The following is a 25637-nucleotide window of genomic DNA, read 5'->3' as shown; positions in this document are numbered from 1 at the left end:
GAATGGAAAACAAGTCACATGCGTTCTGGGCCGGCCTCTTCGCCATCGGCCTGCTGCTCGCGATCGTCGCGGTCGTGTTCTGGTTCAACGTCGACCGCACGGTGCGAATCCCGTACGACCTCGTCGCGCGCACCAACGTCACCGGCCTGTATCCGGACGCGGACGTGCGCTATCGCGGGCTCGACGTCGGCAAGGTCGCCTCGATCCACTTCGACCATGCGCACCCGGGCGAGATCTCGATCCGCATCCTGGTCGACCACGACGCGCCGATCACGCGCTCGACGTTCGGCACGCTCGGCTTCCAGGGCGTGACGGGCATCGCGTTCGTGCAGCTCGACGACACCGGCCACGATCTCGCGCCGCTGCCCAGCTCGAGCAAGGCGGTCGCGCAGATCCCGCTGCATCCGAGCCTGTTCGACCAGCTCCAGCAGCGCGGCGACGTGCTGCTCAAGCAGTTCGAGGTGGCCGCCAGCAGCGTCAACGCGCTGCTCTCGCCCGAGATGCGCGAGCAGTTGCGCGCCACCGTGGCGAGCATGCAGCAGGCCGCCGACGGCGTGACCACGCTGACCCGATCGCTCGAGCCCGTCACCGCGCAGCTGCCCGAGACCACCCGCCGCCTGAACCGGGCGCTCGCCTCGGCCGACGCGCTGATCGCGCCGAACGGGCCGGTGGCCGTGAACCTGGACCGCGCCGGCAAGGCGGCCGAACAGGCGGGAACTGCGCTCGCCTCGATGGATCAGACGCTGTCCGAACTGAACGCGAGCGTGCGCTACGAAACGCTGCCGCGCGTGAATTCGCTGAGCTCGAACCTTGGCGACACCTCGCGCACGGTGCGCGAGGTGGCCGGCGAGATCGGCCGCAACCCGCGCAGCCTGCTGTTCGGCACCAGCGCCGGCTTGCCGGGGCCGGGCGAGCCGGGCTTCGCGTGGCCGCCGGCCGCCCCCGCGCACTGAGCCCGCGCGGCGCCAGGCGGGCGGCGGCCTTGCGGCTGCCGGCCGGCGCGGCGGCCCGGCCGGCGCGCGCGAGAGGCGCGGCCGCGCCGGCATGACAGGACGAGGCACGCGGGCGCCGCAACCGGGCGGCCGCGGCACCGGGGCAGCCGGCGCGGCGCGCGGCGGCGCCTGTTTCACGAGGCTTCGGCCACCCGCTTACGAGATCACGACCATGCAGGAATCCGCGATGTCACGCTTCACCGTTGTTTACGCCCGCCGCGCGGCGCTCGCCGGCACCGCGTTCGTGCTGGCGCTGCTCGCCGGCTGCGCGAGCGATGCGGCCCGGATGTCCGACATCCGCTACGACCTCGGCCCGATCGATCCCTCGGCGTTCGTCGCCGCGCCGGCCTCGGGCACGGTGCTCACGGTGCCCGACATGCGCGCCCCCGACGCGTTCGACACCGACAAGTTCGCCTACCGGCTCGCCTATGCGGATGCACAGCGCATCGCCGCCTACCGCGACAGCCGCTGGACCGCGCCGCCGGCGCAACTGCTCACGCAGCGGCTGCGCGCGGCGCTGGCCTCGCACGGCACCGTGCTCGACGGCGGCGACGCGGTGCGCGCCCCCGTGCTGCACGTCGAGCTCGACGAGTTCGAGCAGGTGTTCGACGGCCAGGACCAGAGCCATGGCGAGGTGGCGGTGCGTGCCACGCTCACGCGCCAGGGCACCGTGCTCGGCCAGCGCAGCTTCGTGTCGCGCGCGCCGGCCCGCACGCCCGACGCGGCGGGCGGCGCGGCCGCGCTGGCCGCCGCCAGCAACGAGCTCGTCGGGCAGCTGGTGGCATGGCTCGCGGTGCAGGCCAGCGCCTCGCCATGACGCGCGCGGCGCCGGCCACGACCCTGCTGCGGCCGCGATGACGGCCGGCGCGTCGCCGCCGCGAGCCGCGCCCCATGCCTCGTCGCTCGGGCGGCGGCTGTTCGCGGCCTACGCCGCGCTGATCGTCTACGCCTCGCTGTATCCGTTCTCCGGCTGGCGCTCGCTCGGCGTCGGCGCGTTCGACTATCTGTTCGCGCCGATGCCGCGCTACTGGACCGGCTTCGACGTGGTCACCAACGTGCTCGGCTACCTGCCGCTCGGCGTGCTCGCGGTGGGCGCGCTGCATCCGCGCGTGCGCGGGCCGGCCGCCGTGCTTGCCGCGACGCTGTTCGGCACCCTGGTGTCGGGCGCGATGGAGGCGCTGCAGACCTATCTGCCCACCCGCGTCGCCTCGAATCTCGATCTCGGCGCCAATGCGCTCGGCGCCCTGCTCGGCGCGCTGCTGGCGGCGCCCGCCGTGCCGGCGCTGATCGAGCGCGGCATGCTGCGCCGGCTGCGCGACGCGTGGTTCGAGCGCGACGCGGCCACGCCGCTGCTGCTGTCGGCGCTGTGGCCGTTCGCGGTGCTGTTCCCGTCGCCGTTCCTGTTCGGCATCGGCAGCTGGCCGAGCGAGCTGTGGGATCGCGCCGACGTGTCGATGCGCGCCGCGCTGCTGGCCTGGGCGCCGGCCGGCTGGCGCGTGGCGGGCTGGTCCGACGCGTTCTACGCGCTCGACGCGCGCCTGTCGGCCACCGCCTGGGAGGCCCTGCTCGCCGCGCTGGGCCTGTTCGCGGCGCTCGCGCTCGCGTCGCTGACGATGCGCCGCGAGGCGCCGCGCCAGCGTCTCGTGATCGGCTTCGTCGCCGTGGTGCTGGTGCTCAAGCTGGCCGCCACCTTCGTGCAGTCGCGCAGCGGCCTGGCGTTCGACTGGGCCACGCCGGGCGGCTGCGCGGGCATCGCGCTGGGCCTCGAGGCCGGCCTCGCCGCGCTGCGCCTGCGCGCGGTCTGGCGCGCCACGGCCGCCGCCGCAGCGCTCACCGTCTCGCTCGTGCTCGTCAACGTGCTGCCGGTGAACCCGTTTTTCGACTACACGCTGTCGGGCTGGAGCCAGGGCCGCTACCTGCACTTCAACGGCATCGCGCGCTGGCTGGCGTGGATCTGGCCTTACGCGGCGCTGATCTGGCTCGCGTGGCGCGCCGAGCGCGGCTGGCTCGGCCGCCGCGCGCGCGGCCGGGACGGCGCGAAACGCGAGGGCCGCTGAGCGGCTGGGCGGCAAGCTGCCCGCGCCGGCCGGCCACGCGCGCATCACGAAAAGACCGGCGCCCGTCACGAAAACGACATCCGCGAGCGGCCTCAGCGGCCGCGGCCACCGCTCGCTATAATCGTGCACCCACCTCACCGATTCGGCCGGCGGCGCCTCGCGCACGCGGGCGGCTCCCACACCATGAACGGCAACTCCTACTACCGGCATCACGTCTTCTTCTGTCTGAACCAGCGCGATCCTGGCGCCGATCGTTCGAGCTGCGCGAACTGCGATGCGCAGTCGATGCAGGAATACGCGAAAAAGCGCGTGAAGGAACTGGGCCTGGCGGGCGCCGGCAAGGTTCGCATCAACAAGGCCGGCTGCCTCGACCGCTGCGAGGAAGGGCCGGTGATGGTGGTGTATCCCGAGGGCACCTGGTACACCTACGTCGACAAGCAGGACATCGACGAGATCGTCGAATCGCATCTGCGCGACGGCAAGGTGGTCGAGCGCCTGACGATCTGAGCGCGCGCGGGCCGTTTCGTCGGCTTGCCGCGCGGCCTCGGCCGGCGGTGGCGCGCGCTGCCGGCGCGGTTCGGCCCGCCGCTTTCCCATGGCGCTCCCGCCGATTCAGCCGATTCACCCGATTCATCGTTACCTCGCAGCGAAGCGCCGCCATGAATGCCCAAACCGAGAAATTCCTGATCGACGGCCCGGTCGGCCGCATCGAGATCGCCGTCGACCAGCCGCCCGCTGGCACCGCCACGCGCGGCGTCGCGCTGGTGGCGCATCCGCACCCGCTGTTCGGCGGCACGATGGACAACAAGGTCGCGCAGACGCTGGCGCGCACCTTCACCCAGCTCGGCTACACCGTCTATCGCTCGAACTTCCGCGGCGTTGGCGCGACCGAAGGCACCCACGACAACGGCCACGGCGAGGCCGACGACCTGCTCGCCGTGATCGCGCACCTGCGCGCGCAGCCGGGCCAGGCCGCGCTGCCGCTCGTGCTGGCCGGCTTCTCGTTCGGCACCTTCGTGCTGTCGCATGTCGCGAGGCGCCTGCGCGAGCAGGGCGCGGCGATCGAGCGGATGGTGTTCGTCGGCACCGCCGCGAGCCGCTGGGAGGTGGCCGAGGTGCCGGAGGATACCCTCGTGATCCACGGCGAGACCGACGACACGGTGCCGATCGCCTCGGTCTACGACTGGGCGCGGCCGCAGGAACTGCCGGTGGTGGTGATCCCGGGCGCCGAGCATTTCTTCCACCGCAAGCTGCACATCCTCCGGCGCGTGATCACCGACGCCTGGCGCTGAAGCCGGGCCGCGGCCTGTCCGTTCCGCGCGACGAAAACGCTGCTTGCGGGCGGAGGCCGCCGTCGCGCCCGTATAATGGCCGGGTTTGCCTGCGCCGCGCGCCCGGTCCGGTGCGGCTGGCGGGTTCGGCTGCGCCATGTGAAACACGCGCCGCGCGAACCGATGCCGCTGCCGCCTGTCCAACTCCGCGCGTCGCGCCCGGCTCCGCCCAGATGCCGCGGCCGGACCGCTCGCCGTCCCGGTTCCCCGATCTCGCGCCCCGTGCGCAGCACTTTCTGCCATCTGCCTGAATCGATCATGCGTTTGTCCTCCGTAGGCCTCAAGTCCCTCGCTTCTTCCACCGCCTTGGCCGCCGCCGCGCGCAACGTCGCGCTCGGTGTGGTCATGCCCGCCGCGCTCGTGACCACGGTCGCCGTCGCGCAGGCCAAGCCCGCCGCCAGGGCCAAGGCCGCCGCGGCCGCCGAGGCGCCGACCGGCGCGCCGGCCACCTACCTGCCGGGCGCGGTGCCGCCGCCCGGCGTCAACGCGCGCTCGTGGGTGCTGGTCGACGCGAGCAGCAACCAGGTGCTCGCCTCCGGCAACGCGGACGAGCGCGTCGAGCCCGCTTCGCTGACCAAGCTGATGACGGCCTACCTGGTGTTCGAGGCGCTCGCGTCGAAGAAGATCTCGATGGAGCAGATCGTGACGCCGAGCGAGGCGGTGCGCCGCGTCGGCACCGACGAGTCGCGCATGTTCATCGAGGCGAACAAGCCGGTGTCGGTCCATGATCTCGTCTACGGGATGATCATCCAGTCGGGCAACGACGCCGCGATCGCGCTGGCCGAGCTGGTCGGCGGCAGCGAAGCGCAGTTCGTCAACATGATGAACGCCGAGGCGCAGAAGCTCGGCATGAAGGGCACCCACTTCGCCGACGTGAACGGCATGCCCGACCCGCAGCACTACACCACGGCGGGCGACCTCGCCGTGCTGTCGGCGCGCCTGATCCGCGACTTCCCCGACTACTACAACATCTTCTCGGTGAAGGACTTCACCTACAACCACATCCGCCAGCCCAACCGCAACCGGCTGCTGTGGATCGACCCGACCGTGGACGGCCTGAAGACCGGCCACACCCAGGCGGCCGGCTACTGCCTGATCGCCTCGGCCAAGCGCCCGCTGCCGGGCTCGGCCGACGTCTCGCGCCGCCTGGTGACGGTGATGATGGGCGAGCCGAGGGAAAGCGACCGCGTGCAGGACAGCCTGAAGATGCTGAACTACGGCTACAGCGCGTTCGATACGGTGCGCCTCTACAAGGGCGGCCAGGCGGTGGAAACGCCGCGCGTCTACAAGGGCCGGGTCAACTCGGTGCCGGTCGGCGTGCAGAAGGACCAGTTCGTGACGCTGCCCAAGGGCGCGGGCGACAAGCTCAAGCCGCAGGTCACGCTGAACACGCCGCTCATCGCGCCGCTCGCCGAAGGCCAGCAGGTCGGCACGGTGCAGTTCGTGGCGGACGGCAAGACGGTCGCGCAGTTCCCGATCGTCGCGCTGCAGGCGGTGCCGGAAGCGGGCTTCTTCGGCCGTCTCTGGGATTCGATCCTGCTGATGTTCAGCAAGAAGTAAGCAGACGCCGGTGCGGCATGGCCCGGCGCGCGCGCCGCGCCGGGCCATGCCGAGCTGCCGCAACCCGCGCTGTGCCGTGGTCGACTCGGACGCATCGCCATTCGGAGTTTTTGATCGCCATGAGCCAAGCTGATTTCGATCCGGTCGTCTATCTGAGCATCTCGGCCGAGGAGCAACGGGTGCCGCTGTCGCAGGCGCGCGTGCCGGTCCTCGATCGCGGCTTCGTCTTCGGCGACGGCGTCTACGAGGTCGTGCCGGTGTACGCGCACGACGGCCGCCGCACGCCGTTCCGGCTGCCCCAGCATCTGGCGCGCCTCGAACGCAGCCTCAAGAAGCTCGCCATCCCGAACCCGCGCGACGACGCGGGCTGGAGCGCGCTGATCGACGAACTGCTCGCCACCAACGCGGCCGGCTTCGACGAGGGCGAGCACGCCAAGGTCTATCTGCAGATCACGCGCGGCGTCGCCGAGCGTGGCCATGCCTATCCGGCCGACATCGTGCCCACCGTGTTCATGATGGTCAGCCCGTTGGCGCTGCCCGGCAACGAGATGCGTACCACCGGCGTGCGCTGCGTGACGGCGGAAGACCGCCGCTGGCTGCATGCCGACATCAAGGCGACCTCGCTGCTCGGCAGCGTGCTGATGGCCCAGCATGCGGTCGAACGCAAGGCCTTCGAGACGATCCAGCTGCGCGACGGCAATCTCACCGAAGGCTCCTCGACCAACGTCTGGATCGTGAAGAACGGCGAACTGCTGGCCCCGCCGCGCAGCAACCGGATCCTCGAGGGCATCCGCTACGCGCTTGTCGAGGAGCTTGCCGAGGAATGCGGGATCGCGTTCGTGGCGCGCGAGATCAACGAAGCCGAACTGCGCGCGGCCGACGAGATCCTGCTGACGTCGGCCACGCGCGAAATCCTGCCCGTCACCTCGCTCGACGACCTGCCGGTGCAGGACGGCCGCCCCGGCCCCGTGTTCATCGCGCTCTACGAGGCCTACCAGCGCGCCAAGGCGCGCGAGCTGGCGCTCGCCTGAACACCCGTTTTCACCGATTCCTTCTGGAGAAGCCAAATGACCGAACCGACCAAGACAGTCGAGCTGACTGGTGCGATCGATGCCAGGAAGGACACGCTGCTCGAATTTCCCTGCGATTTCCCGATCAAGATCATGGGCCGCGCGCATCCCGAGTTCAAGGACACCATCTTCAAGGTGGTGGCCGTGCACGACAACGAGATCGATCTGGAGAAGATCGAGGAGCGTTCGTCCAGCGGCGGCAACTACACGGGGCTGACCATCACCGTGCGCGCCACCAGCCAGCAGCAGCTCGACGACATCTATCGCTCGCTGACCGGCCATCCGATGGTCAAGGTCGTGCTGTAGACCCGCGCCGGCGGGCGCCGCCCGCGCGCCGCCGCGTCTTGCTTGCGCCCTTGCCGGGCAGCCTTGCCCGCGCCGCTGCCTTGCTGCCGGCGCTCGCGCCCGGCTCAGGCCGCCTCGCCGGCCGGCCCGATTGCGCCGGGCGTGCCGGCTGCGCCCGCCGCCGTGCGCGCGGCCGCCGCGCTGGCCGCCGGCCGCGCCATCACGCGCGCCCAGCTCTGCTCGAAGCGCGCCAGCTCCTCCAGCAGCCAGCTGCGGAACGCCTGCACGCGCGGCAGCTGGATCCGCGAGTGCGGACAGACGAAATAGCAGTGCCACGGGCTCGGCCCGAGGATGTCGAACAGACGCACGATGCGGCCCGCCTCGAGTTCGGCCGCGGCCAGCGAGCGGCGCACCAGCGCGATGCCCTGGCCGTCGATCGCGGCCTGCACCAGCTGCGACGAATCCTGGAACAGCAGCCCGCGCTTGGGCTCGGTCAGCGTGGCGAGGCCGGCCGCGTCGAACCACGGGCGCCAGAGCTCGTCGTCGGAGCGCAGCAGCGGGTAGCGCGCCAGGTCGGCCGGCTCCCGCGGCAGCACGCCGCCGTTCAGCGTCGGCGCGCAGGCCGGCAGAAATGCCTCGTCGAACAGCTTTTCCACGTACAGCCCCGGATAGTGGCCGCGGCCGAAGCGGATCGCCACGTCGACGTCGTCGCGCGAGAAATCGGTCAGCGAATCGGTGGACTTCAGTTCGAGGTCGATGGCGGGGTGCCGGTCGATGAACGAGCCGATCCGCGGCGTGATCCAGCGGGCGGCGAACGACTGCAGCGACGACACGATCAGCCGGTTCGGCCGGTCCGGCGCGCAGACCTCGCGCGTCGCGTCCATCAGCATCGTCAGCGCGGCGCGCACCTGCCGCGCGTAGCGCTCGCCGGCCTCGGTGAGCGCGAGCCGCCGGCCGTTGCGCGTGAAGAGCGGCACGCCGAGCTCCTCCTCGAGCGCGCGGACCTGGTGGCTGACCGCGCCGTGCGTGACGAACAGCTCGTCGGCCGCGCGCGAGAAGCTCTCGTGGCGGGCCGCGGCCTCGAACGCGCGCAGCGCGTTCAGCGGGGGAAGTTTCAGAGCGTCCACTTGCTAATTTTTCTCACAAGAACGTGAAAACGTCTCGTTTTGCGCAAGCCGTTGATGTGTCTACGATTGTAGTCATTCCACCGCCGTTCCCGGAGCGCATCATGAGAGAAATTTCTTCAAGCGTCACCTTCGAAATCCAGCCCGGTGAGATCGTGCCGATGAAAGTGGTGCGCAGCACGCGTCTGGCGGTGCAGGGCGCGACCGTCTGGGCCACCCGCAGCCACGACGTGGACGATTATTTTCTGGCGTCCGGCGCCTCGCTGCGCCTGCGCCGCGGCGAGCGGCTGTGGCTCGGCGTGGAAGGCCCCGGCAGCGCCTGCGTGTCGTTCAGCGTCGCGGCCACGCCGCGCGAGGCCGCGCACACGCTGCTCGCGCGGCTCGCCAACTGGCTGGCACGCTTTCCCGACGGCTGGCGCACGGTCTGAGCGGCGCGCGGCGCGTGCCGCTTTTCGCTAAACTAGCGTCCATGTCAGCGCCGCCGGTTTCCATTCCGTCCCCCATCTCCACCGAGCCTGGCAGCGCGGTTGGCTCCGAGGCCGCCGCGCTGCCGCCGATCGCCGTGCGGTGGCTGGGCTCGGTCCCCTACGAGCCGACCTTCGAGGCGATGCGCGCGTTCACCGATGCGCGCTCGCCCGACACGCCCGACGAGATCTGGCTCGTCGAACATCCGCCCGTGTTCACGCTCGGCCAGGCCGGCAACCCTTCGCACCTGCTCGTCGCCGACAGCGGCGTGCCGCTCGTGAAGGTCGATCGCGGCGGGCAGATCACCTATCACGGCCCGGGCCAGATCGTCGCCTACCTGCTGGTGGACCTGCGGCGCCGCAAGCTGATGGTGCGCGGCATGGTCGAGCGCATCGAGCAGGCCGTGATCGAAACCCTCGCGGCGTATAATCTCGCGTCGGTCCGCAAGGCGGGCGCGCCCGGTATCTATGTGGAATCGGGGCCGCATGCCGGCGCGAAGATCGCCGCCCTCGGGCTCAAGATCCGCAACGGCTGCAGCTATCACGGCCTGAGCCTCAACGTGCGGATGGACCTTCGCCCGTTTCTCGCGATCAATCCGTGCGGCTACGCGGGACTCGAAACGGTCGACATGGCGACCGTCGGCGTGAGCGCCGACTGGCGCGACGTGGCCGGCACGCTCGTGCGCCGTCTGACCGCCAACCTCGACGGCGCCATCGCCGCCGCTTTGCCGCAGGCACTGGAACATTCGAATGACTGACGTAACCGCAACCCCCGCATCGGCCGATCCGGTCGCCGCCTACGATCCGACCTCGAAGCAGAAGGCCCAGGCGAAGACGGCCCGCATTCCGATCAAGATCGTGCCGATCGAGAAGCTCAAGAAGCCCGAGTGGATCCGCGTGAAGGCGGCCACCGGCAGCTCGCGCTTCAACGAGATCAAGACGATCCTGCGCGAGCACAAGCTGCACACCGTCTGCGAGGAAGCGAGCTGCCCAAACATCGGCGAGTGTTTCGGCAAAGGCACCGCGACCTTCATGATCATGGGCGACAAGTGCACGCGCCGCTGCCCGTTCTGCGACGTCGGCCACGGCCGCCCCGATCCGCTCGATCCGCAGGAGCCGGCCAACCTCGCGCGCACCATCGGCGCGCTGCGCCTGAAGTACGTGGTGATCACGAGCGTGGACCGCGACGACCTGCGCGACGGCGGCGCCGGCCACTTCGTCGAGTGCATCCGCCAGGTGCGCGAGCAGTCGCCCGAGACGCGCATCGAGATCCTCACGCCCGACTTCCGCGGCCGTCTCGATCGCGCGATCGGCATCCTGAACGCCGCGCCGCCCGACGTGATGAACCACAACCTCGAAACGGTGCCGCGCCTCTACAAGGAAGCGCGCCCGGGCTCGGACTACGCGCATTCGCTGAAGCTGCTGAAGGATTTCAAGGCGCTGCACCCGGAAGTCGCGACCAAGTCGGGGCTGATGGTCGGCCTGGGCGAGACGCCCGAGGAAATCCTGCAGGTGATGCGCGACCTGCGCGAGCACGATGTCGACATGCTGACGATCGGCCAGTACCTGCAGCCGTCCGAGCACCACCTGCCGGTGCGCGAGTACGTGCATCCGGACGTCTTCAAGATGTACGAGGAAGAGGCCTACAAGATGGGCTTCACGCACGCGGCCGTGGGCGCGATGGTGCGTTCGAGCTACCACGCCGATCTGCAGGCGCATGGGGCGGGCGTGGTCTGAAAGCCCGCCGGCGGCCGCTGCGCCGCCCGACAGCACGACACGAAAGCCCGCCTTCCGGCGGGCTTTCGCTCTTTTTGGCCCGCTGGTCGCGGGCCGCCGTGCTGCCGCCGCGCCCGCGCCGCGATGCCGTCGCCGCCATCCGCCCGAACGCGAAAAGCATAGCGGCGGCAGCGTCAATTGCATCGCAGGAATCGTTAGAACCGCAGGCGTGCCAAGGCCTCTATAGTCGGGCGCTTTCGTGCCGCTTCCCGACCCGAGGACCGCCATGCCGCGTTTGAACCCCGCCCGCGCCGCCGCCGCGCTCGCCACCGCCCTTGCCACCCTTGCCGCCACCGTGCTGCCGTCCGCGGCGCGCGCGGCCGACAGGGAGGTGGTGATCGCCTACCAGGACATGGTCGTGCCGTGGCGCTACGCGCAGGCCACCGGCGAAGTCGAGAAGGCGACCGGCTACCACGTCACGTTCCGCAAGCTCGGCAGCGGCGCCGACGTGATCCGCGCGCTCGCCTCCGGCTCGGTGCAGCTGGGCGAGGCGGGTTCGAGCCCGATCGCGGCCGGCCTCTCGCAGGGCGTGGACATCGCGTTGTTCTGGATTCTCGACGACATCAACGACGCCGAGGCGCTGGTCGCGCGCAACGGTCCGGGCGTGACCAGCGTGGCCGGGCTGAAGGGCCGCCGGATCGGCGTGCCGTTCGTCTCCACCTCGCATTTCCACACGCTGGTGGCGCTGCAGCAGGCGGGCGTGAACCCGAACGACGTGCGGATCGTCAACCTGCGCCCGCCCGAAGTGGCGGCGGCCTGGGCGCGCGGCGACATCGACGCGACCTACATCTGGGACCCGGTGCTCGCGAAGGTCAAGCAAAGCGGCACGGTGCTGACCACCTCGGGGCGGGTCGCCAAGGCGAGCGGCAAGGCCACCTTCGACGGCTTCGTGGTCGCGCGCGGCTTCGCGAACGCGCATCCCGAGTTCGTCACGCGCTTCGTGAAGGTGCTGGCGGCGGCCGACGCCGACTATCGCGCCCATCCGGCCGCCTGGGGCAAGGGCTCGGCGCAGGCCGCGGCGATCGCGCAGGAGTCGGGCGCGAACCCCGGCGACGTGCCGGCGAGCCTCGCGCTCTATGCGTTTCCGTCGCTCGCCGAGCAGGCGTCGGCCACCTGGCTGGGCGGGGGCGCGCAAGCGGGCGCGGCGAGGTCGCTGGCCGCCACGGCGGCGTTTCTGAAGACGCAGGGCACGATCCAGACGGTGCTGCCCGATTATTCGGTCGGCGTCGATCCGCGCTTCGTGAAGGCGGCCGCGCGATGAGCCTGCTCGAGATCCGGCAGCTGTCGGTGGCCTATCCCGGCGAGCGCGGGCGCGACGGCACGCAGGCCCTGGCCGGGGTCGACCTGTCGATCGAGGCCGGCGAGTTCGTGGTGGCGGTGGGCGCGTCCGGCTGCGGCAAGACCAGCCTGCTGAACTGCATCGCCGGCTTCGTCGCGCCGAGCGCCGGCCAGGTGCGCATCGACGGCGCCCCGGTGAGCGGCCCGGGCGCCGATCGCGGCGTGGTGTTCCAGAAATATGCGCTGCTGCCGTGGCTCGACGTGCTCGACAACGTCGCGCTCGGGCTGCGTTTGCAGCGCGTGCCGAAGGCCGAGCGCCACCTGCGCGCGCGCCGGATGCTCGCGCTGGTCGGGCTCGAACGGCATGCGCACGCGCGCGTCTACGAACTCTCGGGCGGCATGCAGCAGCGCGTGGGCATCGCGCGCGCGCTGGCCGGCGAGCCGCGCGTGCTGCTGATGGACGAGCCGATGGGCGCGCTCGATGCGCTCACGCGCGAAGCGATGCAGACGCTCGTGCTGGATCTGTGGGCGCGCACCGGCAAGACGGTGTTCTTCATCACGCACGACGTGGAGGAAGCCCTGTTTCTCGGCACGCGCGTGGTGGTCATGACGCCGGGGCCCGGGCGCATCGCCGAATCGCATGCGCTGCCGTTCGCGCGGCGCTTCGTGGCCACGCGCGATGCGCGGGCCGTCAAGTCGGCGCCCGACTTCATCGCATGGCGCGAACGGCTGATCGGCCTGCTGCATCGGCGCGACGCGGCGGAGGCGGCATGAGCGGGCGCGAGGCGGGGACGCGCGACACGGCGTTCGATCTCTGGGCCGGCGGCGGGCCGGGGCTTGCCGGCGTGGATCGGGCAGCCGCTGCGCCAGCCGATGCGGCGGCCGGGGCGGCGGCCGGGGCGGCGGCCGGGGCGGCCGCGAGCGCCGAGGCGGGCTCGCGCGAGCATGGCCTCGATCCGCCGCGCGCCGGGCCGGCCCGCGTGCGCCGCGGCGCGCCGCCGCCCGCACGGCGCACGGCGGCGCGCCGGCGCGTGCATCACGGCTCGCGGCGCCCCGGCGAGGGGCCGACGGCGGCGCTCAGCGCGGCGTCGGTGGCCGGACTCGCGCTGCTCTGGTGGGGCGCGACACACTTCGGCTGGGTGCCGCCGCTGTTCCTGCCGGCGCCGGCCGCGGTCTGGCGCGCGTTCGTCGAGGCGTGGCACGGCAAGCTGCAGGGCGGCGTGCCGCTTGCCGTGCAGCTCGGCTGGAGCGCATTGCGCGTGTTCAGTGCGTTCGCGCTGGCCGCGCTGATCGGCATTCCGGTCGGCCTCCTGATGGGCGTGAGCCGCGTCGCGCGCGGGCTGCTCGATCCGCCGCTGGAGTTCTACCGGCCCTTGCCGCCGCTTGCCTATCTGCCGCTGGTGGTGATCTGGTTCGGCATCGACGAGACTGCCAAGATCGTGGTGATCTTCCTGGCCTGCTTCGCGCCGATCGCGATGGCCGCGCGCGCCGGGGCGCGCGGCGCGACGCGCGAGCAGATCGCCGCGGCCTGGTCGCTCGGCGGCAGCGCCGCGCAGGTGGTGCGCCACGTGGTGCTGCCGGCCGCGCTGCCCGAGATCCTGACCGGGCTGCGGATCGCCATCGGCTTCGGCTGGACCACGCTGGTGGCCGCCGAGATGGTGGCCGCCACGGCCGGGCTCGGGCAGATGGTGCTCAACGCGTCGAGCTTCCTGCGCACCGACGTGGTGGTGATGGGCATCGTGCTGATCGGCCTGATCGCGTGGGGCTTCGATCTGGCGATGCGCGCGCTGGAGCGGCGCCTCGTGCCGTGGAAGGGGCGCGGGTAGCGCCGGCCTCCGGCGCCGTGCCGCGCAAGCGCGTCGGATCGGCCGCGCGACCGGCCGCGGCCCTGACATCGCCCGGCCGCCGCGCGCGGCGGGCTGCGCCCGGGATCCGGGCGCGCTGCCTCAAGCGGGGGCGCCGGGCGGGTCGACCGCGCGCCCGGACTTGCGCGCCTCGTCGAGGATGAACTCGATGAAGGTGGCCATCGCGCGCGTATGGTGGCGGTTCGGCATGTAGAGCAGCGCCATGCGCGTGCCGAAGATGCTGAGCCGGTAGGCGTCGAGCGTGGTGACCACGGCGCCGCGGCGCCAGTCGTCGTGGATCACGTAGTCGGGCACGATGCCCACCCCGAGCCCGGCCAGCACGGCCTGGCGCAGGAACAGGAAATTCTCGGAGATCAGCGTGGGCGCGAGCAGCACCTCGTGACGCTCGCCGTCGAGATAGGCGGCGATCCGCAACTGCCGCCCGACCACGGTGGCGGTGATCACGGGCGCGTCGGCCAGCGCGTCGAGCGTGGCCGGCATGCCGTGCCGCGCGGCGAACTCGGGCGACGCGCAGGCCACGTAGCGCACCGCGCCCATGTCGCGCGCGACCAGATTCTGCGGCGCCTCGGCCAGCACGCGCACGGCGATGTCCACCTCGTCGCGCAGCAGGTCCTCGACGCGGTTCTCGAACACCACGTCGAGCACGATGCCCGGGTGGCGCCGCTTGAACGCGATCAGCCAGTCCGACATCACGATCTGCCCATAGCCGCTGGGCACCGACAGCCGCACGCGCCCCTGCAGTTCCTGGCCGAGCGTGGCCACCGTCTCGCGCGCGGCCAGCAGCTCGTGCTGGATGCGCCGGCCGTGCTCGACGAGCCGCAGCGCCACCTCGGTCGGCTCGATGCGCCGCGTGGTGCGCCGCACCAGCTGCAGGCCGACCGATTTCTCGAGCTGGTTGAGCCGGTAGCTGACGTTGGCGCGGCTCATCTTGAGCCGGCGCGCGGCATTGCTGAGATTGCCGGCGTCGAGGATCTCGACGAGCAGCGTCAATGCGTTCAGGTCCATCACGGTGCCCACCGCCGATTGTCAAAAAAACTTTGACAGCTTGTAAAACGATCCTGAAATTGTCAATCGCGCTCGATCAATCGAGAATCGACGGCATCGCCAGCCCGGCCGCGGCCGCCCGCCGCCGCTGTTCCATTCGAGGAGACCCGATGTCCACGCCGCTTCCGTCCGCCTCCGGCACCGTCACGCGCGAGCGCCGTGACAAGGTGCTCGTCGTCACCGTCGATCATCCGCCCGTCAACGCGCTGTCCGCCGAGGTGCGGCGCGGCCTCGCGGAGGCGTTCGACGCGGCCGCCGCCGATGCCGCCGTGGCGGCGGTGCTGATCGTCGGGGCCGGCCGCAACTTCATCGCGGGCGCCGATATCCGCGAGTTCGGCAAGCCGCCGCAGCCGCCCGCGCTGCCCGACGTGTGCCGCCGCATCGAGGACAGCGCGAAGCCGGTGGTGGCGGCGCTGCACGGCGCGACGCTCGGCGGCGGGCTCGAGGTGGCGCTCGCCGCGCATTACCGGATCGCGCTGCCGGGCGCCACCCTCGGCCTGCCCGAGGTGCTGCTCGGGCTGCTGCCCGGCGCCGGCGGCACCCAGCGCGCGCCGCGCCTGATCGGCGCGGCCGCGGCGCTCGACCTGATGCTGAGCGGGCGCCACGTCGGCGCCGAGGAGGCGCTCGGGCTCGGCCTCGTCGATCGCGTGGCCGCCAGCGACGACACGCTGGCCGAAGGGCTCGCCTACACGCATGAACTGCTGGCCGCCGCCGCGCCGGTGCGCCGCACGCGCGACGCGCAGCGGCTGGCCGACCGCGCCGCCGCCGAGGCGGCGATCGAGGCCGCGCGCGCCGAGGTGGCGCGGCGTTCACGCGGGCTGTTCTCGCCACAGCGCATCGTCGAGGCGGTGCAGGCCGCGCTGACGCTGCCGTTCGACGCGGGCCTGCAGCGCGAGCGCGAGTTGTTCCTGGCCTGCCTGGACAGCCCGCAGCGCGCGGGTCTCGTCCATGCGTTCTTCGCCGAGCGCGAGGCCGCCAAGGCGCCCGGCGCCGAGGGTGCCGCGGCGCGGCCGGTCGAGCGCGTGGGCGTGGTGGGCGGCGGCACGATGGGCGCCGGCATCGCGGTGGCGGTGCTCGACGCCGGGCTGCCGGTGACGATGATCGAGCGCGACGCAGCCTCGCTCGAACGCGGCCGCGCGCATGTCGCCAAGGTCTACGACGCGCTCGTCGCCAACGGGCGGCTCGCTGCCCAGGCACGCGACGCGCGGCTCGCGCGCCTGACCGGCAGCACCGGCTACGACGCGCTCGCCGACGCCGATCTGGTGATCGAGGCCGTGTTCGAGGACATGGCGGTCAAGCAGGCCGTGTTCGCGGAACTCGCGCGCCTCACCAAGCCGGGCGCGGTGCTTGCCACCAATACCTCGTATCTCGACGTGGACGCGCTGGCCGCCGCCGCCGGGCCGCGCGCGGCCGACGTGATCGGCCTGCATTTCTTCTCGCCCGCGCACCGCATGAAGCTGCTCGAGATCGTCGTGCCGGCGCGCGTGAGCGCCGCGGTGGTGGCCACCGCGTTCGGCTTCGCGAAGCGGCTGCGCAAGGTCGCGGTGCGCGCGGGCGTCTGCGACGGCTTCATCGGCAATCGGCTGCTGGCGGTGTACCGCACGGCGGCCGACTACCTGATGGAGGACGGCGCGTCGCCGTACGAGATCGACGCGGCGATCCGCGGCTTCGGCTTCCCGATGGGGCCGTACCAGGTGATCGACCTGGCGGGCGGCGACATCGGCTGGGCCACGCGCAAGCGCCGCGCGGCCACGCGCGATCCGGCGCTGCGCTACGTGGCGATCGCCGACCGGCTCTGCGAGCGAGGCTGGTTCGGGCAGAAGACGCAGCGCGGCTTCTACCGCTACCCGGAAGGCGCGCGCGGCGGCCAGCCCGACCCGGAGGTGGAGGCGATCATCGCGGCCGAGCGCGCGGCCAAGGGCATCGTGCCGCGCGCGTTCGACGCCGACGAGATCGTGCGCCGCTATCTGGCCGCGATGATCAACGAGGCGGCCAACGTGCTGCACGAGAAGATCGCGCTGCGCCCGCTCGACGTGGACGTGGTGCTGGTCCACGGCTATGGCTTTCCGCGCCATCGCGGCGGCCCGCTCCATTACGCCGACACGCTCGGCCTGCCCGAAGTGCTGGCCGGGATCCGCCGCTATGCCGCCGAGGACCCGGTGTTCTGGCGGCCCTCGCCGCTGCTGGTGGAGCTGGCCGAACGCGGCGAGACCTTCGCGAGCCTCAATCGCGCCGGCTGAGCCTGCCCGCCCGCGACGCGACCCCGACCCATTCGATCCCGACCGGAGCCGATCCGGTGAATCTCGATTTCTCCCCCGCAGAAGAAGCGTTTCGCGACGAGGTGCGGCGCTTCCTCGCCGACGCGCTGCCGCCGGCGCTGTCGCGCAAGGTGAAGGGCGGCCTGCGCCTCACGCGCGACGACATGGCGCGCTGGCACGCGATCCTCAACGCGCGCGGCTGGCTGGCGAGCCACTGGCCGCGCGAATACGGCGGGCCCGGCTGGAGCGTCGTGCAGAAATTCCTGTTCGACAACGAATGCGCGATCGCCGGAGCGCCGCGCATCGTGCCGTTCGGCGTCAACATGCTCGGCCCGGTGCTGATCAAATACGGCAGCGAGGCGCAGAAGCGCCACTGGCTGCCGCGCATCCTCGACGGCAGCGACTGGTGGTGCCAGGGCTACTCGGAGCCGGGCGCCGGCTCCGATCTGGCCTCGCTGCGCACCAGCGCGGTGCGCGACGGCGATCACTACGTCGTAAACGGCCAGAAGACATGGACCACGCTCGGCCACTACGCCAACGTGATCTTCTGCCTGGTGCGCACCGCCACCGACGTGCGTAAGCAGGAGGGCATCAGTTTCCTGCTGATCGACATGGCCACGCCCGGCGTCGAGGTGCGGCCGATCGTGCTGCTCGACGGCGAGCACGAGGTGAACGAGGTGTTCTTCACCGACGTGCGCGTGCCGGTGGAGAACCTCGTCGGCGAGGAGAACCGCGGCTGGACCTATGCGAAATACCTGCTGACCTACGAGCGCACCAACATCGCCGGAGTCGGCCTCTCGATGGCCGCGCTCGACCGGCTGCGCGCGGTGGCTGCCAAGGTGCGCCGCCACGGCCGGCCGCTCGCCGAGGATCCGCTGTTCGCCGCGCGCCTCGCGCGCGTCGAGATCGAGCTCGAAAACATGAAGACCACCAACCTGCGCGTGCTCGCGGCCGTGGCCGGCGGCGGCGCGCCCGGCGCCGAGAGCTCGATGCTGAAGATCCGTGGCACCGAGATCCGCCAGGAAATCTCGTCGCTGATGCGGCGCGCGATGGGGCCTTACGCGGCGCCGTTCGTCGACGCGGCGCTCGATGCCGACGCGGCGGCCGACGGCGGCGACCCGCAAGGCGCCGTGCCCGGCCCCGACGGCGCGGCCAGCGCCGCCGCGCAGTATTTCAACCATCGCAAGCTGTCGATCTTCGGGGGCTCGAACGAGATCCAGAAGAACATCGTCGCGAAGACGCTGATCGGACTGTAACGGACGGAGGCCGCATGGACTTTACTCACAGCGAGGATCGCCGGATGCTCGCCGATTCGCTGAACCGCTTCGTGGCGGAGCAATACGGCTTCGCGGTGCGCGCGCGCATCGTCGGCAGCGAGGCCGGCTACAGCGACGACCTCTGGCGCCGCTTCGCCGCGCTCGGCGTGCTCGGCGCGCTGTTTCCGGAGGCCGACGGCGGCTTCGGCGGCGCCGGCTTCGACATCGCGGTGGTGTTCGAATGCCTCGGGCGCGGCCTGGTGGTCGAGCCGTTCCTCGGCGCGCTGATGGCCGGCCGCGCGCTCGCGCTGGGCGCGGGCCAGGGGCAGGGCGCCGCCGTCCATCGCGAGCGGCTTGCGGCGCTGCTCGACGGCCGCGCGGTGGCGGCGTTCGCGCATACCGAGCCGAGCACCCATTACGAGCCGCATCGCGTGGCGACGCGCGCGCTGCCCACCGCGCAAGGCTGGCGGCTCGACGGCGAGAAGGGCGTGGTGGCGCACGGCGGCAGCGCGACCTTCTTCGTCGTCTCGGCGCGGCTCGCGGAGGCGGACGGCGCGGCCGCCGGCGGTGACGACGACGACGACCCCGCCGGCCTCGCGCTGTTCGTGGTGCCGCGCGAGGCGCCCGGCGTGTCGGTGCGCGCCTATCCGACCATCGACGGCGGCCGCGCGGCCGAGGTGCGCTTCGAGCGCGTCGCGCTCGACGCCGGCGCGCGGCTGGCGGGCGACGGCGCTGCGCTGCTCGAACGCGTGACCGGCTTCGGGCTGCTGGCGCTCGGCGCCGAGGCGATCGGCGCGATGGACGTGGTGCGCGCGCAGACCATCGACTATCTGCGCACGCGCCGCCAGTTCGGCCAGCCGATCGGCGGTTTCCAGGCGCTGCAGCATCGCATGGCGGACCTGCTGCTCGAGATCGAGCAGGCGCGCTCGGCGGTGATCAACGCGGCGGCCGCGCTCGAACTGCCGCGCGCGGCGCGCGAGCGCGCGCTGTCGGCCGCCAAGTACACGATCGGCCGCACCGGCGCGCGCGTGGCGGAGGAAGCGATCCAGCTGCACGGCGGGATCGGCATGACCTGGGAGCTGCCGCTCGCGCATTACGCGAAGCGGCTCGTGATGATCGATCACCAACTGGGCGACGAGGATCACCACCTGGCCCGCTACATCGCGCTCGGCCGGGCCTGAGCCGTGCGGCCCGGGCGCTTGCGCGCCGGCCGCGAGGCCGGCCCCGGACCGTTGCCGAGCGCCTCGGCCGCCGCGCGCGGGAGTGGGGGGCGGTGCGCGCCGCCGCCAGCGCCGTTCCGGCACACTTTTTCACCCGTCCGGAATGCCGGACGCGATTGTTTCCGGATTTCCGGAAAGTCGGATTCGCTGCGCCCCCGGTTGCTGAGGAAATATATATAAATCAAATATTTAAGTGATTTCTCCAGGCTGGCATCGAGCTTGCGTGTATTTGTCGCAAGGCCGGTCTTCCGGCTGGACAACGACAGCAGCAAGGAGACAATCGATGACGCCCCACCCGTATCCTTCCCCCCGGATGGCTTGAGGCCGTCGCTTGTTGCGGCACGGCAGCCGCGCGGGCGAATGGCGCTCCCCCCTGACATTCGCCCGCGTGCGTGACGCCGACACTTCGACTCCCTTCACCCTTCTGGAATCTGGACCCATCGTGAAGAAGAAACCGTTCTACAAAGTGCTCTACGTGCAGGTGATCTGCGCCATCATCGTCGGCGTGATCCTCGGCCATTACTACCCGTCGCTCGCCGTCGACATGAAGCCGCTCGGCGACGGCTTCATCAAGCTGATCAAGATGGTGATCGGCCCGATCATCTTCTGCACGGTCGTGACCGGCATCGCCGGCATGCAGGACATGAAGAAGGTGGGCCGCGTCGGCGGCAAGGCGCTGCTCTACTTCGAGATCGTCTCGACGTTCGCGCTGGTGCTGGGCCTCGCGGCCACCCACCTGCTGCGTCCGGGCGCGGGCTTCAACATCGATCCGGCCACGCTCAACGGCAAGGAAGTGGCGTCGTATGCCGCCAAGGCGCATGGCCAGTCGACGGTCGACTTCCTGATGCACATCATCCCGAACACGATGTTCGACGCGTTCGGCCAGGGCGAGATCCTGCAGATCCTGCTGATCGCGCTGCTGTTCGGCAGCGTGCTCGCGCATATCGGCGAGCGCGGCAAGGTGGTGACCGACTTCATCGAGGGCATCAGCCGCGTGCTGTTCGGCATCGTCCACATCATCACCAAGCTCGCCCCGATCGGCGCGTTCGGCGCGATGGCGTTCACCATCGGCAAGTACGGCGTGGGCTCGCTGGTGCCGCTGCTCAAGCTGATCGGCACGTTCTACCTGACCTCGGTGGTGTTCGTGGTGGTGGTGCTCGGCGCGGTGGCGCGCTACACCGGCTTCTCGATCCTGCGCTTCGTGGCCTACATCAAGGAAGAGATGCTGATCGTGCTCGGCACCAGCTCGTCGGAGGCGGCGCTGCCGCAGCTGATGGAGAAGCTCGAGAAGGCGGGCTGCTCGCGTTCGGTGGTGGGCCTGGTGGTGCCCACCGGCTACTCGTTCAACCTGGACGGCACCAACATCTACATGACGATGGCGGTGCTGTTCATCGCCCAGGCCACCAACATCGAGCTGAGCTGGATGCAGCAGCTCACGCTGCTGGCCGTCGCGATGCTGACCTCGAAGGGCGCGAGCGGCGTGACGGGCGCGGGCTTCATCACGCTGGCCGCGACGCTGGCCGTGGTGCCGACCATTCCGCTCACCGGCATGGTGCTGATCCTCGGCATCGACCGCTTCATGAGCGAGTGCCGCGCGCTGACCAACATCGTCGGCAACGGCGTGGCGACGATCGTCGTCTCGGCATGGGAGAAGGAACTCGACCGCAGCAAGCTGCGCGCCGCGCTGAACGGCGAGGCCACGGTCGACGGCAGCCCCGCGCAGGTCTGACGTGAGGCCTCCTGCAGCGGTGCGCGATACGCCGCCGCTGCCGGGCGGGGCCGGCCCCGCCCCGTTTCGGGCGGGCGGCTATGCCACAATGAGCGATTCCCACTTTCCGGAAATCGCGAACGTGAAGCGCCGCCTGCTCGTCCTGCTGGTGCTCGTCGCGCTGCTCGCGGCGGCCTGCGCGCTGACCTGGACGATCACCTGGCAGCGCGGCGTGGACGATCTGCGCCGCAACGCGGCGGTGCGCGTGGACCGCACCACCAGCGCGCTGAAAAGCACCCTGGACCGCTACGAATCGCTGCCGTACCTGCTCGGCGGCCATCCGCTCGTGCAGGACGTGCTCGCCAATCCCGGCGTACCCGGCGACGTCGAGCGCGCCAATCGCTACCTCGACGACCTGACCCGCCACGCGCACGCCACCACCACCTACCTGATCGCCGCCGACGGGCACTGCGTGGCCGCCAGCAACTGGCGCGAGCCGGACAGCTTCGTCGGCATGGAATACCGGTTCCGGCCGTACTTCATCGATGCGATGCGCGGCGGCGTGGGCCGCTTCTTCGGGATCGGCACGGTTTCGCACGATCCCGGCTACTACATCTCGCAGCCGGTGCGGCGCGAGGGGCGCATCGTCGGCGTGGCGGTGGTCAAGCTCAACCTCGAATGGTTCCAGGGCGCCGATGCGTCCGAGCCGTTGGTGGTGGCCGACGATCACGGCGTGATCTTCCTGTCGTCGGTGCCGGCCTGGAAGTACCACACGCTCGAGCCGCTCACCGGCAGCGTCGCCGAGTCGATCTTCGCCACGCGCCAGTACGCGCAGCAGCCGGTCACGCCGGTGCCGATCCGCGTCGAGAAGGTGCTCGGCCCCGATGCCGAGATCGTGCGGATCGGCGCCGGCATGCGTGCGCCGCGCTACCTGGCCAGCACGCGCCGGCTCGGCGAGCCCGACTGGCGGCTCGTCACGCTCGCGCCCATCGAGCCGGTGGACACCGACGCGCGCAACGCCACCGTGGTGACCGGCTTCGGCTTCGTCTCGCTGTGCCTGTTCGCGTTCTACTGGCGCATGCGCCGCGCGCGCGTCAAGGAAATGATCCGCAGCCGCACGCTGCTGCAGAACGCCTATGCCGAGCTGAACCAGCGCGTGGCCGAGCGCACCGCCGACCTTTCCCAGGCCAACGAGCAGTTGCAGAAGGAGGTGGGCGAGCGGATTCGCGCCGAGCTGGAGCTGCGCACCGCCCACGACGAGCTCGTGCAGGCCAGCAAGCTCGCCGCGCTCGGCCAGATGGCGGCCGGCATCACGCACGAGCTGAACCAGCCGCTCGCCGCGCTGCGCAGCTTCTCCGACAACACCCGCGTGCTGCTCGATCGCGGCGAGCAGGCTGCCGCGCGCGAGAACCTGGAGGCGATCGCGTCGCTGACCGAGCGGATGGGCAAGATCACCAACCAGTTGAAGCTGTTCGTCGGCCGCGCGCGGCCGCGCAACGAGCGGGCGCTGGTCTCGCGCGCGCTGCGCAACGTCGCCTCGCTGCTGCGCGAGCGGCTGCAGGGCGTGGCGCTCACCGTCACGCTCAGCGATGCGCTGCATCCGCAGGACGGCGCGCAGCGATTCGACCCCGCACTCGAATATCCGGACCTGGTGGCGATCTGCGAGGACCTCCGTCTCGAACAGGTGCTGATCAACCTGCTCGGCAACGCGCTGGACGCGGTCGGCGGCGTGGCCGCGCCGCGCATCGACGTGACCATCGAGGCCACGCCGGCGACGATCGTCATCACGGTGGCCGACAACGGCCCCGGCGTGCCGCCCGAGCTGCTGCCGCGCCTGTTCGAGCCGTTCTTCACCACCAAGGAAATGGGGCGCGGGCTCGGCCTCGGTCTGGCGATTTCGTCGTCGATCGCCAGCGATGCGGGCGGCTCGATCGTTGCGCGAAACGCACCCGATCATGGCGCGGTATTCGTCTTGACGCTGCGCCGCGCGTACACGCATCATCCGCAGACGATGTCCGCCGGCCGTTGACGGATCGCGCCGGCCGCGGCATCGACAGCAATCCGCGTGAGGGAAGATGGCGAACCGCCTGCAGGTGATTTATATCGAAGACGACGAACTGGTGCGACGCGCGGCCGTGCAGAGCCTGCAGCTCGCCGGTTTCGAGGTGGCCGGCTTCGGCTCGGCCGAAGCGGCCGAGAAGGCGATCCTCGGCGAGCGCGTCGGCGCCGTGGTGTCCGACATCCGGCTGCCGGGGGCAAGCGGCCTCGAACTGCTCGCGCAGTGCCGCGAGCGCGCGCCGGACGTGCCGGTGATCCTCGTCACCGGCCACGGCGACATCAGCATGGCGGTGCAGGCGATGCGCGACGGCGCCTACGACTTCATCGAGAAGCCGTTCGCCTCCGAGCGGTTGATCGAGACGGTGCGCCGCGCGATCGAGCGGCGCGAGCTGGTGCTCGAGAATCTCGCGCTGCGCCGCGAGCTGGCCGTGCAGGGCCTGGTCGCGCCGCGCATCATCGGCCGCAGCCCGGCGATCGAGCAGGTGCGGCGGCTGATCGCCAACGTCGCGCCGACCGACGCGTCGGTGCTGATCAACGGCGATACCGGCGCCGGCAAGGAACTGATCGCGCGCAGCCTGCACGAGATGTCGCCGCGCCGCGACAAGCCGTTCATTGCCGTGAACTGCGGAGCGCTGCCCGAGCCGATGTTCGAGTCGGAGATGTTCGGCTACGAGCCCGGGGCGTTCACGGGCGCCGCCAAGCGCCGCGTCGGCAAGCTCGAGTACGCCTCGGGCGGCACGCTGTTCCTCGACGAGATCGAGAGCATGCCGCTCGCGCTGCAGGTCAAGCTGCTGCGCGTGCTGCAGGACGGCGTGCTGGAGCGGCTCGGCTCGAACCAGCCGATTCGCGTGAACTGCCGGGTGGTGGCCGCCGCCAAGGGCGACATGGTCGAGCACGTGGCGGCCGGCACGTTCCGGCGCGACCTGCTGTACCGCCTCAACGTCGTCACCATCGCGCTGCCGCCGCTGGCCGAGCGGCGCGAGGACATCGTGCCGCTGTTCGAGCACTTCATGCTCGACGCGGCCGTGCGCTACGGGCGCCCCGCGCCGCACCTGACCGACCGCCAGCGCGAGAGCCTGATGCAGCGCGACTGGCCCGGCAACGTGCGCGAACTGCGCAACGCCGCCGACCGCTTCGTGCTGGGCGTGGCCGAAGGGCTGGCCGATGCCGGCGCGGGCGCCGCCGAGGCGCGCGACGAGGCGGGCGCCGAGCAGTCGCTGAAGGAGCGCGTCGAGCAGTTCGAGCGCGCCGTGATCGCGGACACCCTGACGCAGACAGGCGGCGCCGTCGCCGCCACCGCCGACCGGCTGCACGTGGGCAAGGCCACGCTCTACGAGAAGATCAAGCGCTACGGGCTGTCGACCAAGGGCGAGCACGAACGCTGAGGCGGCGCGCGCCGCCTGGATGGACGAAGGCCGGCGGCGCCACGCGGCGCGGCCGGCCTTGGCAAGGCGGCGCGCTTACGCGTTCGTGGCGAGCGCCTTCTGCAGCAGCTGGTCGAGTTCCGCGAACTGCGGCTCGCCGACGTAGCGCTTGAGGATCTTGCCGTCGCGGTCCACCAGGAAAGTGGTCGGTGTGAGCTGGACGTTGCCGAACTGGCGGGCGACCGAGCCGTCGTCGAGCGCGACCTTGAACGGCAGCCGGCGCGTTTGCGCGTAGTTCGCGACGTACATCGGCGGATCGTAGCTCATCGCCACCGCGACGAATTCGAGACCCTGGCCCTTGAAACGGTTGTAGGTGTCGACCATCTGCGGCATTTCCTTCATGCAGGTCTCGCAGCTGGTCGCCCAGAAGTTGACGAGGTAGACCTTGCCCTTCAGGTCCGAGGCGGTCGAGACCTTCTGGCCCGAGAGCAGCGTGAAGGTGGCGTCGGGCACGCTCGACTTGCCGTTCAGCGCGAAATAGCCGGCCACGGCGATCGCGGCGGCCAGCACGGCGATCGCGACGTAGCGCAGCGGGCTGGTGCGGAAGGAGGAGGGAGCGGGGCTCATCGGCAGTACCTCGGCGGCCAGGCGAAAACCCGCGCGGCGTTGCGCGGGCGGCGTTCATTGTACCGTCAAACCATGTGAAGTATCGGGCGCGGCGCACGCGTGGCCCGGCGAGTCGCGGACCGGCGGCTGGCGGTCCGGCCCATGCTGCGCCACGCGCGGCGCGGCGGTTTTCGCTGATGCCGGCCATTTCGCCGCGCGCGGCGCCGCGGCGACGATAATGTCGCCTGCCGCGCCCGTGTGGCGGCGAGGCGTGTGCCTTCTCGCGGGTTTCCGTTGCGCTCGTTGCGTGCGGCCACGGCC

General features: G+C 71.3%; 24 protein-coding genes. 20 read left to right on the top strand and 4 right to left on the bottom strand.

Going from position 1 to position 25637, the window contains the following annotated elements:
- Window positions 1-2: 2 nt before the first annotated feature.
- From KS03_RS15870 to KS03_RS15835, 8 genes are all read left to right on the top strand, one after another.
- Complete coding sequence (locus KS03_RS15870) at window positions 3-953, top strand: MlaD family protein (RefSeq protein ID WP_015877129.1); 951 nt, start codon at window positions 3-5, stop codon at window positions 951-953.
- Between the two features lie 226 nt (window positions 954-1179).
- Window positions 1180-1809 (top strand): ABC-type transport auxiliary lipoprotein family protein, encoded by a 630-nt coding sequence (locus tag KS03_RS15865; RefSeq protein ID WP_035979920.1) that lies wholly within the window; start codon window positions 1180-1182, stop codon window positions 1807-1809.
- A 37-nt stretch (window positions 1810-1846) separates the two neighbouring features.
- On the top strand, window positions 1847-3049 hold the full coding sequence (locus tag KS03_RS15860) for a VanZ family protein (protein WP_015877127.1): 1203 nt from the start codon (window positions 1847-1849) through the stop codon (window positions 3047-3049).
- A 183-nt stretch (window positions 3050-3232) separates the two neighbouring features.
- Window positions 3233-3556, top strand: coding sequence for a (2Fe-2S) ferredoxin domain-containing protein (locus tag KS03_RS15855; protein ID WP_015877126.1), 324 nt, complete (start codon window positions 3233-3235; stop codon window positions 3554-3556).
- A 152-nt stretch (window positions 3557-3708) separates the two neighbouring features.
- The gene (locus KS03_RS15850) at window positions 3709-4341 is read left to right on the top strand and encodes an alpha/beta hydrolase (protein WP_015877125.1); all 633 of its coding nucleotides are present in this window, start codon (window positions 3709-3711) and stop codon (window positions 4339-4341) included.
- 297 nt (window positions 4342-4638) lie between these two features.
- Window positions 4639-5940 (top strand): D-alanyl-D-alanine carboxypeptidase family protein, encoded by a 1302-nt coding sequence (locus KS03_RS15845; RefSeq protein WP_015877124.1) that lies wholly within the window; start codon window positions 4639-4641, stop codon window positions 5938-5940.
- A gap of 119 nt (window positions 5941-6059) precedes the next feature.
- The gene (locus KS03_RS15840; protein ID WP_015877123.1) at window positions 6060-6971 is read left to right on the top strand and encodes a D-amino acid aminotransferase; all 912 of its coding nucleotides are present in this window, start codon (window positions 6060-6062) and stop codon (window positions 6969-6971) included.
- A gap of 36 nt (window positions 6972-7007) precedes the next feature.
- Window positions 7008-7316 (top strand): HP0495 family protein, encoded by a 309-nt coding sequence (locus KS03_RS15835; protein WP_015877122.1) that lies wholly within the window; start codon window positions 7008-7010, stop codon window positions 7314-7316.
- A 104-nt stretch (window positions 7317-7420) separates the two neighbouring features.
- Here KS03_RS15835 and KS03_RS15830 read toward each other — a convergent pair whose 3' ends face one another.
- A complete protein-coding gene (locus KS03_RS15830) occupies window positions 7421-8422 on the bottom strand; it encodes a transcriptional regulator GcvA (RefSeq protein ID WP_015877121.1) in 1002 nt (333 codons plus the stop codon).
- A 101-nt stretch (window positions 8423-8523) separates the two neighbouring features.
- On the opposite strand from KS03_RS15830, the gene KS03_RS15825 reads away from it, so the two are divergent.
- From KS03_RS15825 to KS03_RS15800, 6 genes are all read left to right on the top strand, one after another.
- Window positions 8524-8847, top strand: a complete 324-nt coding sequence (locus KS03_RS15825) for a DUF2917 domain-containing protein (RefSeq protein WP_017424681.1) — start codon at window positions 8524-8526, stop codon at window positions 8845-8847.
- 41 nt (window positions 8848-8888) lie between these two features.
- Complete coding sequence (gene lipB, locus KS03_RS15820) at window positions 8889-9641, top strand: lipoyl(octanoyl) transferase LipB (RefSeq protein WP_015877119.1); 753 nt, start codon at window positions 8889-8891, stop codon at window positions 9639-9641.
- Window positions 9634-10620, top strand: a complete 987-nt coding sequence (gene lipA, locus KS03_RS15815; protein WP_015877118.1) for a lipoyl synthase — start codon at window positions 9634-9636, stop codon at window positions 10618-10620. Before lipB ends, lipA begins: the two co-directional genes overlap by 8 nt.
- Window positions 10621-10885: 265 nt before the next feature.
- Window positions 10886-11920 (top strand): taurine ABC transporter substrate-binding protein, encoded by a 1035-nt coding sequence (gene tauA, locus KS03_RS15810; protein ID WP_017433139.1) that lies wholly within the window; start codon window positions 10886-10888, stop codon window positions 11918-11920.
- On the top strand, window positions 11917-12711 hold the full coding sequence (locus KS03_RS15805; RefSeq protein ID WP_015877116.1) for a taurine ABC transporter ATP-binding protein: 795 nt from the start codon (window positions 11917-11919) through the stop codon (window positions 12709-12711). The genes tauA and KS03_RS15805 overlap by 4 nt, the downstream gene beginning before the upstream one ends.
- Window positions 12708-13763, top strand: a complete 1056-nt coding sequence (locus KS03_RS15800; protein ID WP_088499454.1) for an ABC transporter permease subunit — start codon at window positions 12708-12710, stop codon at window positions 13761-13763. The genes KS03_RS15805 and KS03_RS15800 overlap by 4 nt, the downstream gene beginning before the upstream one ends.
- 120 nt (window positions 13764-13883) lie before the next feature.
- Here KS03_RS15800 and KS03_RS15795 read toward each other — a convergent pair whose 3' ends face one another.
- A complete protein-coding gene (locus tag KS03_RS15795; protein WP_015877114.1) occupies window positions 13884-14807 on the bottom strand; it encodes a LysR family transcriptional regulator in 924 nt (307 codons plus the stop codon).
- A 149-nt stretch (window positions 14808-14956) separates the two neighbouring features.
- Between KS03_RS15795 and KS03_RS15790 the strand changes: the two genes are divergently transcribed.
- The 3 genes from KS03_RS15790 to KS03_RS15780 are packed head-to-tail and all read left to right on the top strand — an operon-like array spanning window position 14957 to window position 19541.
- Window positions 14957-17086 carry a 3-hydroxyacyl-CoA dehydrogenase NAD-binding domain-containing protein gene (locus KS03_RS15790; RefSeq protein ID WP_015877113.1) on the top strand — a complete coding sequence of 710 codons (2130 nt, stop codon included), beginning with the start codon at window positions 14957-14959 and terminating at the stop codon, window positions 17084-17086.
- Window positions 17087-17142: 56 nt separating this feature from the next.
- Complete coding sequence (locus KS03_RS15785; protein ID WP_045678851.1) at window positions 17143-18360, top strand: acyl-CoA dehydrogenase family protein; 1218 nt, start codon at window positions 17143-17145, stop codon at window positions 18358-18360.
- Between the two features lie 14 nt (window positions 18361-18374).
- Window positions 18375-19541, top strand: coding sequence for an acyl-CoA dehydrogenase family protein (locus KS03_RS15780; RefSeq protein ID WP_015877111.1), 1167 nt, complete (start codon window positions 18375-18377; stop codon window positions 19539-19541).
- Here KS03_RS15780 and KS03_RS31435 read toward each other — a convergent pair.
- Window positions 19517-19852 carry a hypothetical protein gene (locus tag KS03_RS31435; RefSeq protein ID WP_127913925.1) on the bottom strand — a complete coding sequence of 112 codons (336 nt, stop codon included), beginning with the start codon at window positions 19850-19852 and terminating at the stop codon, window positions 19517-19519. The genes KS03_RS15780 and KS03_RS31435 overlap by 25 nt on opposite strands.
- Before the next feature lie 170 nt (window positions 19853-20022).
- On the opposite strand from KS03_RS31435, the gene KS03_RS15775 reads away from it, so the two are divergent.
- From KS03_RS15775 to KS03_RS15765, 3 genes are all read left to right on the top strand, one after another.
- On the top strand, window positions 20023-21309 hold the full coding sequence (locus KS03_RS15775) for a dicarboxylate/amino acid:cation symporter (protein WP_017433591.1): 1287 nt from the start codon (window positions 20023-20025) through the stop codon (window positions 21307-21309).
- A gap of 88 nt (window positions 21310-21397) precedes the next feature.
- The gene (locus KS03_RS15770; protein ID WP_080569342.1) at window positions 21398-23317 is read left to right on the top strand and encodes a sensor histidine kinase; all 1920 of its coding nucleotides are present in this window, start codon (window positions 21398-21400) and stop codon (window positions 23315-23317) included.
- A gap of 46 nt (window positions 23318-23363) precedes the next feature.
- Window positions 23364-24731, top strand: coding sequence for a sigma-54-dependent transcriptional regulator (locus tag KS03_RS15765; RefSeq protein WP_015877108.1), 1368 nt, complete (start codon window positions 23364-23366; stop codon window positions 24729-24731).
- A 75-nt stretch (window positions 24732-24806) separates the two neighbouring features.
- On the opposite strand, the gene KS03_RS15760 is transcribed toward KS03_RS15765, so the two are convergent.
- Window positions 24807-25343, bottom strand: coding sequence for a peroxiredoxin family protein (locus KS03_RS15760; protein WP_085962374.1), 537 nt, complete (start codon window positions 25341-25343; stop codon window positions 24807-24809).
- Window positions 25344-25637: the final 294 nt, after the last annotated feature.

The sequence above is a fragment of the Burkholderia glumae LMG 2196 = ATCC 33617 genome, from assembly GCF_000960995.1.
GTDB classification, from domain to species: Bacteria; Pseudomonadota; Gammaproteobacteria; order Burkholderiales; family Burkholderiaceae; genus Burkholderia; species Burkholderia glumae.
Note: the sequence above shows the minus strand (reverse complement) of the source record. Positions and strands in the feature narration are given on the sequence as shown.